Below are 15,023 nucleotides of genomic sequence, written 5' to 3' on the forward strand. Positions count from 1 at the left end.
AAGGGGATGAAAGGTTCATTCTTCGTTTGCCTGTGACAAAATAGCACATCTCTTACGGCGGCATAGCGGGGCCATTGTCATGCAGGATCGTAATTTTGACGATCTGGCGGAGAAATTTTCGCAAAACATTTACGGCACGACAAAAGGGCTGGTGCGCCAGACGATCCTGTGGGATGAGCTGGACGCGCTGTTGCCTACGCTGCCCGCACGCCCACTGGCAATACTGGACGCTGGCGGTGGCCTGGGGCAAATCTCTTCCGGACTGGCTGCGCGCGGCCATCAGGTGCTGTTGTGCGATGTGTCGGCGGAAATGCTGCGCCGGGCAGAAGAGAATGCACGCGAAAAAGGTGTGAGCGGCCACATGCAATTTAAACAAATTAGCGCGCAGCAGGTGGGTGAACATTTAGATAAGCCGGTGGATCTGATATTGTTTCACGCTGTGCTTGAATGGGTCGCGGAGCCTGAAAAGGTCCTCACTGCGCTTTATCAGGTTCTGCAGCCAGGCGGTGTATTATCGTTGATGTTTTACAACCTGCATGGTCTGACGCTACGCAATCTGACGCTGGCTAACTTCGGTTACCTGCGCGCCAATATGTCTAAACGCAAAAAGCGTACCCTGTCGCCTGATTACCCGCGCGATCCTGCGCAGGTTTATGGCTGGTTGGAAAACTGCGGTTTTGAAATTGAACGGCGTGCCGGTATTCGCGTATTTAGTGATTATATGAAAGAGCCGCCGCGCGAGGAAAATGGCGTGGCAGCCATTATTGAAATGGAACGGCGTTACAGCCGTCAGGAACCCTTTTTGAGCTTAGGGCGCTACATCCACGTGACCGCGCGTAAACCCTGGCAGAAGGACGAACTATGAGTGAATTTTCCCAGACGGTACCAGAACTGGTGGCCTGGGCGCGCAAAAATGATTTCTCGCTTGCGCTGCCCGTGGAGCGTCTGGCGTTTTTGCTGGCTATCGCCACCCTGAACGGTGAGCGCATGGACGGCGAGATGAGTGAAGGTGAGCTGATCGATGCTTTTCGTCACGTCAGCAAGGCGTTCGAACAAACCCATGAAACCGTGCTGGTGCGCGCCAATAACGCCATTAACGACATGGTGCGGCAGCGCCTGCTTAACCGTTTTACCAGCGAGCTGAGCGAAGGTCAGGCGATCTACCGTTTAACGCCGCTGGCGATTGGCATCACCGACTATTACATCCGTCAGCGCGAGTTTTCTACGTTACGTCTGTCGATGCAGCTGTCGATTGTGGCGCAGGAGTTAAAGCGCGCGGCCGATGCAGCGGAAGAAGATGGCGATGAATTTCACTGGCACCGCAACGTGTTCGCCCCGTTAAAATATTCGGTGGCGGAAATCTTTGACAGCATCGATATGACCCAGCGGCTGATGGATGAACAGCAGCAGACGGTAAAAAATGATATCGCTGACCTGCTGAACAAAGACTGGCGCGCCGCCATCTCCAGCTGTGAGCTGCTGCTCTCCGAAACCTCCGGTACCTTGCGCGAACTGCAGGATACGCTGGAGGCTGCCGGGGATAAGCTGCAGGCAAACCTGTTGCGCATTCAGGATGCGACGCTCAGCAGCCCCGATTTGGGCTTTGTTGACAAGCTGGTGTTCGATTTACAGAACAAGCTGGATCGTATTACCAGCTGGGGTCAGCAGGCCATCGACCTCTGGATCGGTTATGACCGCCACGTCCATAAATTTATCCGTACCGCCATCGATATGGATAAAAACCGCGTTTTTGCCCAGCGCCTGCGCCAGTCGGTACAGACCTATTTCGATCAGCCCTGGGCCTTAACCCACGCCAATGCCGACCGTCTGTTTGATCTGCGCGACGATGAAATGACGTTGCGCAATGATGAGGTAATGGGAGAGCTGCCCGCCGAGCTGGAATATGAAGAGATCAATGAGATCCGTGAGCAGCTGGCGGCGATGATCGAAGAGGCGCTGCAGATTTACAAAGCCCGGCAACAACCCCTGAATCTGGCCAGCGTGATGCGCGACTATCTGGCGCAATATCCGCGTGCCCGTCACTTTGACCTGGCGCGTATTGTGGTGGATCAGGCGGTGCGCTTAGGCGTTGCTGAGGCCGATTTAGCCGGCTTGCCCGCAGAGTGGCAGGCTATTAACGAGTATGGAGCCAAGGTGCAGGCACATGTCATCGACAAATATTGAACAAGTGATACCGGTTAAACTGGCACAGGCACTGGCGAACCCGATTTTTCCTGCGCTGGACAGTCAGCTGCGTGCGGGACGTCATATTGGTCTCGAAGAGCTGGACCAGCACGCTTTCCTGATGGATTATCAGGACTATCTCGAAGAGTTTTACGCCCGCTACAACGTAGAACTGATCCGGGCACCAGAAGGTTTCTTCTATCTGCGCCCGCGCTCCACGACCCTGATCCCGCGTTCGGTGCTCTCTGAGCTGGATATGATGGTGGGCAAAATCCTCTGTTACCTCTATCTCAGCCCGGAACGTCTGGCGAATGAAGGCATTTTTACCCAGCAGGAGCTTTATGACGAGCTGCTGACGCTGGCGGATGAGAACCGCCTGCTGAAACTGGTGAACCAGCGCTCCACCGGCTCCGACCTGGACCGCACCCGCTTGCAGGAGAAGGTGCGCGCGTCGCTGAACCGACTGCGCCGTCTCGGTATGGTGTGGTTTATGGGCCACGACAGCAGTAAGTTTCGTATTACCGAATCGGTGTTTCGCTTTGGCGCCGACGTGCGCAGCGGTGATGACCCGCGCGAAGCGCAGCTGCGCCTGATTCGTGACGGGGAAGCGGTGAGTCTGGAGAGCGTAAACAGTGCTTCTGAGACAGATGAGCCAGATAATGATAATGAGATGGAAAGCGATGCGGTCGATAACGCGGAGGAAGAGCAGGCATGATTGAACGCGGTAAATTTCGTTCGCTGACCCTGATTAACTGGAACGGTTTTTTTGCCCGAACCTTTGACCTGGACGAGCTGGTAACCACGCTGTCCGGCGGCAACGGGGCGGGGAAATCCACCACCATGGCGGCTTTCGTTACGGCGCTGATTCCGGACTTAACGCTGCTGCATTTTCGTAACACCACCGAGGCGGGCGCCACCTCGGGATCGCGTGACAAAGGCCTGCACGGTAAGTTGCGTGCGGGCGTCTGCTACTCGGTACTGGATGTCATCAATTCACGCCATCAGCGCGTGGTGGTCGGGGTTCGGCTACAGCAGGTAGCCGGCCGCGACAAAAAAGTTGACATCAAACCCTTCAGCATTCATGGCTTACCGGCTGATATGCAGCCCACCGAAATCCTCACGGAGATCCTCAATACCCGCCAGGCGCGGGTGCTGCCGCTCAATGAAGTGAAAGAGCGCGCCGAAGCGCTGGAAGGGGTGCAGTTCCGCGCGTTTAACTCCGTGACCGATTATCACGCCATGATGTTTGATCTCGGCGTGGTGCCGCGTCGCTTGCGCTCCGCCAGCGACCGCAGCAAGTTTTATCGCCTGATTGAAGCCTCGCTCTATGGGGGTATCTCCAGCGCGATTACCCGTTCGCTGCGCGATTATTTGCTGCCGGAAAACAGCGGCGTGCGCAAGGCGTTCCAGGATATGGAAGCGGCGTTGCGCGAAAACCGCATGACGCTGGAGGCGATTCGCGTCACCCAGTCAGATCGCGATCTGTTTAAACACCTGATTTCAGAAGCCACCAGTTATGTCTCGGCAGATTACATGCGCCACGCCAACGAGCGCCGCATTCATCTTGACGGCGCGCTACAGCTGCGTAATGAGCTTTTCACCAGCCGCAACCAGTTGGTCTCCGAACAGTATCGCCATGTGGAAATGGCGCGCGAACTGGCGGAGCACAGCGCGGCAGAGAATGACCTGGAAAGCGATTATCAGGCCGCCAGCGATCATCTCAACCTGGTGCAGACCGCGATGCGTCAGCAGGAGAAGATCGAACGCTACGAAGCTGATCTGGAAGAGCTGAGCTACCGGCTGGAAGAGCAGAATGAAGTGGTAGCGGAAGCGCGCGAGGTGCAGGAAGAGAACGAAGCGCGGGCAGAAGCGGCTGAGCTGGAAGTGGATGAGCTGAAAAGCCAGCTGGCTGATTTCCAGCAGGCGCTTGATGTACAACAGACACGCGCTATTCAGTACCAGCAGGCGTTACAGGCGCTTGAACGCGCACGTACGCTTTGTCAGCTGCCGGATCTGAGCATCGATAATGCCGACAGCTGGCTGGAAACTTTCCAGGCGCGTGAGCAGGAAGCCACTGAGCGGCTGCTGCAGCTGGAGCAGAAACTGAGCGTGGCTGAAGCGGCGCACAGTCAGTTTGAACAGGCGCTGCAGCTGGTGACCAGCATTGCCGGTACGGTAAGCCGCCATGACGCCTGGCAAACCGGGCGTGAGTTGCTGCGCGATGCAGCCAATCAGCGTCATTATGCCGATCAGCTCGCCTCGTTGCGTTTGCGTCTCGGCGAGCTGGAGCAGCGTCTGCGTGAGCAGCATGATGCGGAACGGTTGCTGGCTGAGTTCTGCAAGCGTCAGGGCCAGCAATATGAGCCGGACATGCTGGAGGCGCTGCAGCGCGAACTGGAAGCGCAAATTGAGCAGCTGAGCAGCAGCGTTGACGAGGCGGGCGAGCGGCGCATGGTAATGCGTCAGGAGCTGGAACAGCTGCGTGAGCGTATTGCCACCCTGACAGCACGTGCGCCGCACTGGCTGGCCGCTCAGGAGATCCTGACCCAGCTGAGCGAGCAGACCGGCCAGGCGCTGACCAGCAGCCAGCAGGTCACCGAATATATGCAGCAGTTGCTGGAGCGCGAGCGTGAAACCACTGTCGAACGCGATGAAGTGGCTGCCCGTAAGCGCGACGTGGAGCAGCAGATCGAACGCCTCAGCCAGCCAGGCGGCGCAGAAGATGCCCGTCTGACCCAGCTGGCGGAACGTTTTGGCGGCGTGTTGCTGTCAGAAATTTATGATGACGTTACCCTCGACGATGCGCCTTACTTTTCGGCGCTGTACGGACCGTCGCGCCATGCGATTGTGGTGCCTGATCTGTCGCTGGTGCGTGAACAGCTGGACGGCCTGGAAGATTGCCCGGAAGATCTCTATCTGATCGAAGGGGATCCCCAGTCGTTTGACGACAGCGTATTTAATGTCGATGAGCTGGAAAATGCGGTTGTGGTGAAGGTGGCGGATCGTCAGTGGCGTTACTCGCGCTTTCCAAAAGTGCCGCTGTTTGGCCGTGCCGCCCGGGAAAATCAGCTGGAGCTGCTGAATAACGAACGCGATCGCCTGGCGGAAACCTACGCCACCCTCTCGTTCGACGTGCAAAAAACGCAGCGTCTGCATCAATCCTTTAGCCGTTTTATCGGCAGTCATCTGGCTGTTGCCTTTGACGAGGATCCGGAAGCGCAGATACGTCAGCTCAACGCGCGCCGCAGCGATATCGAGCGCGCCCTGAGCCAGCACGAACATGAGAATCAGCAGCAGCGCCAGCAGTATGAACAGGCGAAAGAGGGCGTTGCCCAGCTGAACCGTCTGCTGCCGCGCGTTAATTTGCTGCTGGACGATACCCTGGCGGATCGCTGCGAAGAGTTGCGTGAACAGGTGGAAGAGGCGCAGGAGGCCGCGCGCTTCCTGCATCAGCACGGCAGCAAGCTGACGAAGCTGGAGAGCCTGGTATCTGTCCTGCAGAGCGATCCGGAGCAGCATGAACAGCTGCAGGCGGATTATCAGCAGGCGCAGCAGCAGCAGCGCAGCGCGCGTCAGCAGGCCTTTGCCCTGACGGAAGTGGTACAGCGTCGCGCCCACTTTAGCTATGGCGACTCTGCGGGCATGTTAACCGGCAACAGCGATCTGAATGAGAAACTACGCCAGCGACTGGAACAGGCGGAAACGGAGCGTACCCGCGCACGTGAGCGTCTGCGCGAACATCAGGCCCAGCTGACGCAGTATGCGCAGGTGCTCGCCTCGCTGAAAAGCGCCAGTGATGCCAAACGCGACATGCTGAAAGAGCTGCATCAGGAGATGCAGGATATCGGCGTACAGGCCGATGCCGGAGCGGAAGCCCGCGCCCGTACGCGACGTGATGAGCTGCACAGCGCGCTCAGCCATAACCGTGCGCGCCGCAATCAGCTGGAAAAACAGATCACCTTCTGCGAAGCGGAAATGGATGGCCTGCAGAAAAAACTGCGTCGTCTCGAGCGCGATTATCATCAGCTGCGTGAGCAGGTGGTGGCAGCCAAAGCGGGCTGGTGCGCGGTAATGCGTCTGGTAAAGGAAAACGGCGTCGAACGTCGGCTTCATCGTCGCGAATTTGCCTATCTCAGCGGCGATGAGCTGCGCTCAATGTCGGATAAGGCGCTGGGCGCGCTACGTCTGGCAGTGGCGGATAATGAGCATTTGCGCGATGTGCTGCGCTTGTCTGAAGATCCCAAACGACCGGAGCGCAAAATTCAGTTCTTTATCGCGGTCTATCAACATCTGCGCGAACGTATCCGCCAGGACATCATCCGTACCGATGATCCGGTAGAAGCGATTGAACAGATGGAGATTGAACTGAATCGCCTGACTGAAGAACTGACGGCGCGTGAGCAGACGCTGGCTATCAGTTCACGCAGCGTGGCGAATATTATTCGCAAGACGATTCAGCGCGAGCAGAACCGTATCCGTCAGCTGAACCAGGGGCTGCAGACTGTCAGCTTTGGTCAGGTGCGTAGCGTACGTCTGAACGTTAACGTCCGTGAAACCCATGCCATGTTGCTGGATACGCTGTCAGAAGAGCATGAGCAGCACCAGGATCTGTTCAACAGTCAGCGTTTCACCTTCTCCGAAGCGCTGGCGAAGCTTTACCAGCGTCTGAACCCGCAAATCGATTTAGGCCAGCGTACGCCGCAGACCATCGGCGAAGAGCTGCTTGACTACCGCAACTATCTGGAGATGGAAGTGGAAGTTAACCGTGGATCGGACGGCTGGCTGCGTGCCGAGAGTGGGGCGCTCTCCACTGGTGAAGCGATCGGTACCGGGATGTCGATTCTGGTGATGGTGGTGCAGAGTTGGGAAGAAGAGTCGCGTCGTCTGCGTGGCAAGGATATTTCCCCCTGTCGTCTGTTGTTCCTGGACGAGGCGGCCCGTCTGGATGCCCGCTCTATCGCCACGCTGTTTGAGCTGTGTGAACGTCTTGAAATGCAGCTGGTGATCGCAGCCCCGGAAAATATCAGCCCGGAAAAAGGCACCACTTATAAACTGGTGCGCAAAGTGTTTAACAACACTGAACATGTGCACGTGGTTGGCCTGCGCGGCTTTGCGGCGGATCCGGCCCCGGTACGCCGTCCTCAGGAAGAGGATGATGAACTGGCGCTGGAGACAGAAAAAACGCAGGCGGAAATGTAGTCAAAAACCGTTCCACGGTTTAATCTGGTGACGGCATTTGCAGCGTGAGGCAAATGCCGTTTTTTATTTGTATACTCAGGATGATGAGCCACGGCTCAAATGTGGCGGGCCCATGATGTCGCTGAGCAGTATGAGAGATGAGGGCAGGGATGATGCTGACCAGAAAAACCGTTTTAAACCGTATTGCGGCTGCGTTGGGTCTGGTGCTGATACTGGCACCGGTCACCAGCTCAACGGCAGCCATTATTGCCGCTATGCCGGATACCACGCACAGCAACACCTCCTTACAGGAGAGTCAGCAGCAGATCCTGCGGGCTTTTCCCGACGGCGCGCAGCCGTTTTACCTGGCGGCGCTGGCGAATCTCTATGCCGCGCGCAATATGCAGCCACTGTGGCAGGATCGTGAAGCCATTCAACTCTTTCAGCAGCAGCTGGCGGAAGTAGCACTCTCCGGCGTACAGCCACAGTTTACCCGCTGGGTTGACCGTCTGACTGACCCGGATATCAAAGGCTTTGCCCGCGATGTGGTGCTTTCTGACGCGATGCTGGGCTATCTGCAGTTTGTTTCCAGCGTGCCCGCTCAGGGAGAAACCTGGCTCTACAGCAACGTGCCTTACAAGCTGGCGATGCCCACCCTGTCAGTGGTTAATCTGTGGCAGAATGCGGTGGCACAGGATGGCGCTCGCGCCTTTATCGCCTCGCTGGTGCCGCAGCATCCCCAGTATGCGCCTATGCATGACGCCCTGCGCACTTTGTTAAGCGACAACCGTCCCTGGCCACAGTTAAAAAATCGTGAAACATTACGACCGGGACAGATGAGTGATGATGTACCGGCACTGCGCGAAATCCTGCAGCGCACCGGTATGCTGGACGCGCAGGTAGTCACGCCTGCGCCGACCGACGATGCCGTTGCCACAGCACCCGTGCCGGTTACGCAGCAGGATCAGCCTGTGACCGTGAGCCCTTCCGCCACCAGCATCAGCGATCTGCCTGCTCAGGTGCCTGAATCCCCCGGCAACGTCCAGAGTGGCGCTATTCCCCCGGCCCGCGTTGATACGCGTTATGACGAGACGCTGGTAGCGGCAGTGAAGCGTTTTCAGCAATGGCAGGGCCTTGCCGATGATGGCGCTATCGGTCCGCGCACACGGGAATGGCTGAACGTGTCGCCGCAGATGCGTGCCGCACTGCTGGCATTAAATATCCAGCGTTTACGCCTGTTACCGGATGATATGCGTAACGGCATTATGGTTAATATTCCCAACTATTCGCTGACCTACTATAACAACGGCAGCAAAATACTCTCTTCGCGCGTGATCGTTGGCCGCCCGGATCGCAAAACGCCATTAATGCGCAGCGCACTGAATAATGTGGTGCTGAATCCGCCGTGGAACGTGCCGACCTCGCTGGTACGTCAGGATATTATTCCCAAAGTGAAGCGCGATCCCGCCTATCTCTATAAACATGGCTATACGCTGCTCTCCGGCTGGCATGCCGATGCGGAAGTGATCGACCCCACCATGATTGACTGGAGTATGGTTTCGGCCGCATCTTTCCCGTATCGCCTGCAACAGGCACCTGGCGCGGGGAACTCCCTTGGGCGTTACAAATTTAATATGCCCAGCTCTGACGCCATCTATTTGCACGATACGCCGAACCATAATCTCTTCCAGCGTGATATCAGAGCGCTGAGTTCCGGCTGCGTACGGGTGAATAAAGCCTCGGAACTGGCAGGTTTGCTGTTGCAGGACGCAGGCTGGAACGACAGCCGTATTTCCAGCACCCTGAAAGAGGGGAATACACGCTATGTGCCGATACGCCAGCGTATTCCGGTAAACCTCTACTATCTGACTGCCTGGGTGGCGGAGGATGGTAAACCGCAGTTCCGTACAGATATTTACAATTATGATAATCCTGCGCGATCCGGCAGTCAGGTGCTGGCGCGAGCAGGTCAACTTCTCTCTACTCATTGATTCTCAACTACCTCGCCAGCCGTTAGCCGCGGCCGTGCCATACCTGAGCTGGCGATCCCTTTGGGGATCGCCGCACAAAGCGGGACTTTACGGGTTGACGTAACAAACCCGCGCGGTTAAGGTTCCGCCTTGTGTGCTTTTCACACACTTTTTTGGCTTTTTTCTCAGGTAATCGCGTTTCATGGCTAATTTTGATTCTCAACGTCGCAAACTACTGCTTTGTGGTGGTGCCGCAGCGGGTCTGGCATTACTTCCCGGCTCAGCGCTGGCTTCACTTTCCACTGCCCGTCCGCGTGTATTAACACTTAATAATCTGCATACCGGTGAAACCCTTAAAACGGAATTTTTTAACGGTAAAAGTTATGATGAGGATGAGTTAGCCCGTTTGAATCACTTTTTCCGCGACTATCGTGCGAATAAAGTGAAGCCCATCGATCCTCATCTGTTCGATCAGCTTTATCGCCTGCAGGCGCTGCTGGAGACGCGGAAACCCGTGCAGCTGATCTCCGGCTACCGTTCTCTGGCCACCAATAATATGTTGCGTGAGCGCAGCTCCGGTGTGGCAAAACACAGCTACCATACGCTGGGACAGGCGATGGACTTTCATATTGAAGGGCTTGCACTGAGCAACGTCCGTAAAGCGGCATTAAAAATGCGTGCGGGTGGTGTAGGATATTATCCTCGCAGTAACTTCGTACATATCGACACCGGTCCGGTCAGGCACTGGTAATAACGCCGGCAACGCTGCGTGAGCCGGTCATGGAGCGTTATGAACTATCACATTATTCCGGTTACGGCCTTTGCCCAGAACTGTTCGGTTATCTGGTGCGAACAGAGCCGTGAAGCTGCATTAGTCGATCCTGGCGGTGATGCAGCCAAAATCAAACAGGAACTGACTCAGCTTGGCCTGGTCCCCGCGCAAATTTTATTGACTCATGGTCATCTGGATCATGTGGGTGCCGCCGCTGAGCTGGCCGCCCATTATCAGGTTCCGCTGGTCGGCCCTCATAAGCTGGACGCGTTCTGGCTCGAGGGGTTGCCAACACAAAGTCGTATGTTTGGACTGGAAGAGTGTGCGGCGCTGACACCCGATCGCTGGCTGGAAGAGGGGGAGAGTGTGCAGGTGGGTAACGTCACGCTTGACGTTCTGCACTGTCCGGGCCATACCCCCGGCCATATCGTTTTCTTTGATCGTGCCGGACGTCTGTTAATCTCAGGGGATGTGATTTTTAACGGTGGTGTTGGCCGGACGGACTTTCCGCAGGGCAACCATCAGCATCTGATCGCGGCCATCAAAGAGAAGCTGTTGCCGCTGGGCGACGACGTGACTTTTCTGCCAGGACACGGCCCCCTCTCAACTCTGGGACGTGAGCGCGTCAGTAATCCTTTCCTGCAATAAAAAATGGACCAGCTGGCCCATTTTTTTATGCATTGTCAGCTTAAAGCACGGCGACAATGGCTTCACACAACGCTGACATATTATCTGGCGTCATGCCCGCCACGTTTACGCGGCCTGAGTTAACCGCATAGACACCAAACTCTTCACGCAGGCGAATCACCTGTTCTTTCGTCAGACCGCTGAATGAAAACATACCGTTCTGGCGGATGATAAAGCTGAAGTCGCGATTAGCGCCTTTCTCCGCCAGCGTATTGACGAACAGCTGACGCATACGCTGAATGCGCTCGCGCATTGCAGTGAGTTCCTGCTCCCACAGGGTACGCAACGCATCGTCGCTGAGAATAGTCGCCACCACGGCCGCACCGTGTGCCGGCGGGTTGGAGTAGTTGGAACGAATGGTATATTTCACCTGGCTGAAGGCCTTGTTGGCGGCATCGGCATCCGCAGCGACCAGGGTAATCGCGCCTACACGTTCGTTATACAGACCAAAGTTTTTCGAGTAGGAGCTGGCAACGATCAGTTCCTGATGGGAGGCGGCGAAAATACGCAAGCCTTCGGCGTCTTCATCCAGGCCGCGAGCAAAGCCCTGATAGGCGAAGTCAAACAATGGCAGCCAGCCGCTGGCTTGCGACAGTTCTGCCAGCTGTTTCCATTGCCCGGGCGTTGGATCGATACCGGTCGGGTTATGGCAGCAGCCGTGGAACAGCACCACGTCGCCTGCTTTCGCTTCACGCAGCGAGGCCAGCATTCCGTCAAAGTCGAGCGTATGCTGTTGCGCATCGTAGTAAGCGTAATCACACACTTCCAGACCCGCGGCGTTAAAAACATTTTTATGGTTTGGCCAGCTCGGGCTGCTGACCCAGACGCGTTTTACGCTGGTCTGGGTGGCGAGGAAGTCCGCTGCAACGCGCAGTGCGCCGGTGCCGCCTGGCGTTTGCGCCGTGCGGGCGCGGCCAGATGCGATCAGGCTGCTCTCTTTGCCAAACAGCAGGCCCTGGGTGCAACGGGCAAAATCGGCCAGACCATCAATGCTGAGATAATTTTTTGTGGTTTCGTTTTCCAGCAAATACTGTTCGGCTTTTTTAACGCTGGTCAGAACCGGCGTTTTTCCGGTTTCATCCTTATAAACACCAATTCCAAGGTTAATTTTTTCAGGGCGATCATCGGCGCGAAACAGATCGGCCAGTCCCAGAATAGGATCGGCAGGGGCAGCAGAAATTGATTCAAACATGGGTAAGGTCCAGTTAGCGTGAACTTTAGCAAAATGAGCTATCAGGTTAGCGCCAGGCCAGGCAAAAGCCAACCATTTGCAAAGAAAATAAGCGGTTTCGCGAAGTGGCGCGAGTCTGGAGAGAAATTAGCCAGCGGCGGATAAGGGGGTGGTACGAAAGCGGGACGATAAACAGGCAATAAAAAACGGGGCCAGAGCCCCGTTCTGCTTAAACTGTGCGTCGTAAGACTTAGAACTGGTAAACCAGACCTACAGCCACGGTGTCGCCAGAACCGATGCCCAGCTCGTTGTCGTCATCAATCTGGTTGATGATGTAGTCAACGTAGGTAGACATGTTTTTGTTGAAGTAGTAAGTAGCGCCAACTTCAAAGTATTTTACTAAATCAACATCGCCGATACCTTCGATGTCCTTGCCTTTAGACTGGACATAAGCGATGGACGGACGCAGACCGAAGTCGAACTGGTACTGTGCAACCACTTCGAAGTTCTGTGCTTTGTTAGCAAAGCCGGTACGACCTGCAGTGTCTTCGATATAAGCAGAGTTACGGGTTTCACCGTACATAGCGGCCAGGTAGATGTTGTTAGCATCATACTTGATCGCCGTTCCCCACTGTTCCGCTTTATCACCGCCGCCGAGGGCAGCAGCCTGCTGAGCATTGGTACGATCGCTGCTGGAATAAGCACCTACGATGGCCAGGCCGATCGGTGAGGTATAAGAGGTTGAGAAACCATAACCATCGCCATTGGAGCGATCGATGTCATCACGCTCGTTTTTGCCCTGATACTGAACGGCGAAGTCCCAGCCATCCACCAGGCCAAAGAAGTTGGTGTTGCGATAGGTCGCCAGACCGCCAGAACGGCCAATCATAAAGTTATCAGAGCCAGCTGAATCGCCACCGAACTCTGGCAGCATATCGGTCCAGCCGTATGCATCATAAACCACACCGTAGTTACGGCCGTAGTCGAAAGAGCCCGCATCGCCGAATTTCAGACCGGCAAAGCCCAGACGGGTTTTGTTACCGTCTTGCGCGTCCGAACCACCTTCAGAGTGGTTAGTCTGAATGTTGTATTCCCACTGGCCGAAACCGGTCAGTTGGTCAGTAATCTGAGTTTCACCCTTAAAGCCGAAGCGAACATAAGACTGATCGCCATCGCCAGCATAGCCATCTTCATCAGCGAAGTAATGCAGACCAACCGCTTTGCCGTACAGATCCAGCTTGTTACCATCTTTGTTATAGATTTCTGCTGCGTTTGCTGCGCCTGCGGCTAACAGAGCAGGGATAACTACAGCAAGAATGTTGCGCTTCATCATTATTTATTACCCTCATTGGAGTTATTTGGACACCTGCCACTGCCGTCAAGAAACTTTTACAGGAACCTTGAAAGAAGTTTGGTGTCTTCGTGTGTCTGCAGGCATCTTTCCATTACCGCAACGGTAATTCTACCCTGAAAATGCTACAAATATCGTAATCGTGTTTCATAAAGAAATAATGTGTTTCTAAATGTAAATAAAAGGGAGCTTTGTGAACTATCTCTAAATTTACAAAAATAAAAAAAGGCCGACAGAGCCGACCTTTTTATATATATGAATTTCTTATGTTTATTTTCAGCAGTTAGAAATTTGCGTTGCGTGGGGTACGCGGGAAGGGGATCACGTCTCTGATGTTTTGTACGCCGGTAACATAGGCGATTAAACGTTCAAAGCCTAAACCAAAGCCAGCGTGCGGTACGGTGCCATAACGACGCAGATCGCGATACCACCAGTAGTCCTCTTTGCTCAGGCCCATCTCTTCAAGCCGTTGATCCAGCACGTCAAGACGCTCTTCACGCTGTGAACCGCCAATGATTTCACCAATGCCCGGCGCCAGTACATCCATCGCTGCCACGGTTTTGCCATCTTCGTTCAGGCGCATATAGAACGCCTTGATATCTTTCGGATAGTTTTTCACCACCACCGGCGCTTTGAAATGTTTCTCCGCCAGATAACGTTCATGCTCGGAAGAGAGATCCACGCCCCAGGAGACCGGGTTCTCGAAGCTCTGGCCGCTTTTCAGCAAAATGTCAACGGCGTCGGTATAGTCTACCTGGGCGAAATCTGCGGTAATAAACTGTTCAAGGCGTGAAACAGCGTCTTTATCGACACGCTCGGCAAAGAACGCCATATCGTCGGCGCGCTCTTCCAGTACGGCTTTAAACACATACTTCAGCATCGCTTCGGCCAGTGCCGCCACATCATTCAGGTTGGCAAATGCCACTTCCGGCTCCAGCATCCAGAATTCCGCCAGATGACGGCTGGTATTGGAGTTCTCAGCGCGGAAAGTCGGGCCGAAGGTATAGACTTTGGACAGCGCACAGGCGTAGGTTTCCGCGTTCAGCTGGCCAGAGACGGTGAGGAACGCTTCTTTACCGAAGAAGTCCTCATCGAAATCAACTTTGCCTTCCGGAGTACGCGGCAGGTTTTGCAGATCCAGCGTAGAGACGCGGAACATTTCACCGGCACCTTCGGTATCGGAGGCGGTGATCAGTGGTGTGGATACCCAGAAGTAGCCGTTTTCATGGAAGAAGCGGTGCAGTGCCTGCGCCAGCGTGTGACGTACACGCGTTACCGCGCCGATCAGGTTGGTGCGCGGACGCAGATGCGCCACTTCACGCAGATATTCAATGCTGTGTCGTTTGGCCGCCATCGGATAGGTATCAGGATCGTCAACCCAGCCCGTCACCTCAACCCGGGTCGCCTGGATCTCATACGCCTGGCCCTGGCCGGGAGATTCCACGACGTTACCTGTAATCACCACGGAACAGCCAGTGGTAAGACGCAGCACGTCATGCTCGTAATTATTCAGAGAATTATTGACCACAGCCTGAACGGGATTAAAGCAGGAACCGTCATAAACGGCGATAAAGGAGATACCGGCTTTTGAATCTCTTCGGGTACGCACCCAGCCACGTACGGTGACTTCGCTGTCAACCGCAACCTGGCCATGCAGTACGTCCGCTACAGGCACTACGCTCATAACTGTCTCTCTATATAGATGAAGTG

Annotated in this window: 10 protein-coding genes; 7 read left to right on the plus strand and 3 right to left on the minus strand. The window is 55.3% G+C overall.

Annotation, left to right across the window (positions count from 1 at the left end):
• Positions 1-79 precede the first annotated feature (79 nt).
• The 7 genes from cmoM (at position 80) to E0E17_RS13735 (ending at position 10,752) form a co-directional block, all read left to right on the plus strand.
• Positions 80-865: a tRNA uridine 5-oxyacetic acid(34) methyltransferase CmoM gene (cmoM, locus tag E0E17_RS13705; protein ID WP_130834590.1), complete on the plus strand. Its 786-nt coding sequence runs from the start codon at positions 80-82 to the stop codon at positions 863-865.
• A complete protein-coding gene (gene mukF / locus E0E17_RS13710; RefSeq protein ID WP_130834591.1) occupies positions 862-2,184 on the plus strand; it encodes a chromosome partition protein MukF in 1,323 nt (440 codons plus the stop codon). The genes cmoM and mukF overlap by 4 nt, the downstream gene beginning before the upstream one ends.
• Complete coding sequence (gene mukE / locus E0E17_RS13715) at positions 2,165-2,899, plus strand: chromosome partition protein MukE (protein WP_130834592.1); 735 nt, start codon at positions 2,165-2,167, stop codon at positions 2,897-2,899. The genes mukF and mukE overlap by 20 nt, the downstream gene beginning before the upstream one ends.
• On the plus strand, positions 2,896-7,383 hold the full coding sequence (gene mukB / locus E0E17_RS13720) for a chromosome partition protein MukB (RefSeq protein WP_130834593.1): 4,488 nt from the start codon (positions 2,896-2,898) through the stop codon (positions 7,381-7,383). Before mukE ends, mukB begins: the two co-directional genes overlap by 4 nt.
• Before the next feature lie 149 nt (positions 7,384-7,532).
• The gene (ldtD, locus tag E0E17_RS13725; protein ID WP_130834594.1) at positions 7,533-9,353 is read left to right on the plus strand and encodes a L,D-transpeptidase; all 1,821 of its coding nucleotides are present in this window, start codon (positions 7,533-7,535) and stop codon (positions 9,351-9,353) included.
• Positions 9,354-9,534: 181 nt separating this feature from the next.
• Complete coding sequence (gene mepK, locus E0E17_RS13730; protein ID WP_130834595.1) at positions 9,535-10,083, plus strand: peptidoglycan L,D-endopeptidase MepK; 549 nt, start codon at positions 9,535-9,537, stop codon at positions 10,081-10,083.
• 39 nt (positions 10,084-10,122) lie between these two features.
• Positions 10,123-10,752 carry an MBL fold metallo-hydrolase gene (locus tag E0E17_RS13735; protein WP_130834596.1) on the plus strand — a complete coding sequence of 210 codons (630 nt, stop codon included), beginning with the start codon at positions 10,123-10,125 and terminating at the stop codon, positions 10,750-10,752.
• Positions 10,753-10,792: 40 nt separating this feature from the next.
• On the opposite strand, the gene E0E17_RS13740 is transcribed toward E0E17_RS13735, so the two are convergent.
• From E0E17_RS13740 to asnS, 3 genes are all read right to left on the minus strand, one after another.
• Complete coding sequence (locus E0E17_RS13740; protein WP_130834597.1) at positions 10,793-11,983, minus strand: amino acid aminotransferase; 1,191 nt, start codon at positions 11,981-11,983, stop codon at positions 10,793-10,795.
• Between the two features lie 229 nt (positions 11,984-12,212).
• Positions 12,213-13,295: a porin OmpF gene (gene ompF, locus E0E17_RS13745; RefSeq protein WP_272940794.1), complete on the minus strand. Its 1,083-nt coding sequence runs from the start codon at positions 13,293-13,295 to the stop codon at positions 12,213-12,215.
• A 301-nt stretch (positions 13,296-13,596) separates the two neighbouring features.
• Entirely contained in the window at positions 13,597-14,997 is a 1,401-nt protein-coding gene (gene asnS, locus E0E17_RS13750) for an asparagine--tRNA ligase (RefSeq protein ID WP_130834598.1), read from the minus strand.
• Positions 14,998-15,023 lie beyond the last annotated feature (26 nt).

This window comes from [Erwinia] mediterraneensis (assembly GCF_900604315.1).
In the GTDB taxonomy this organism is placed as follows: Bacteria; Pseudomonadota; Gammaproteobacteria; order Enterobacterales; family Enterobacteriaceae; genus Pantoea; species Pantoea mediterraneensis_A.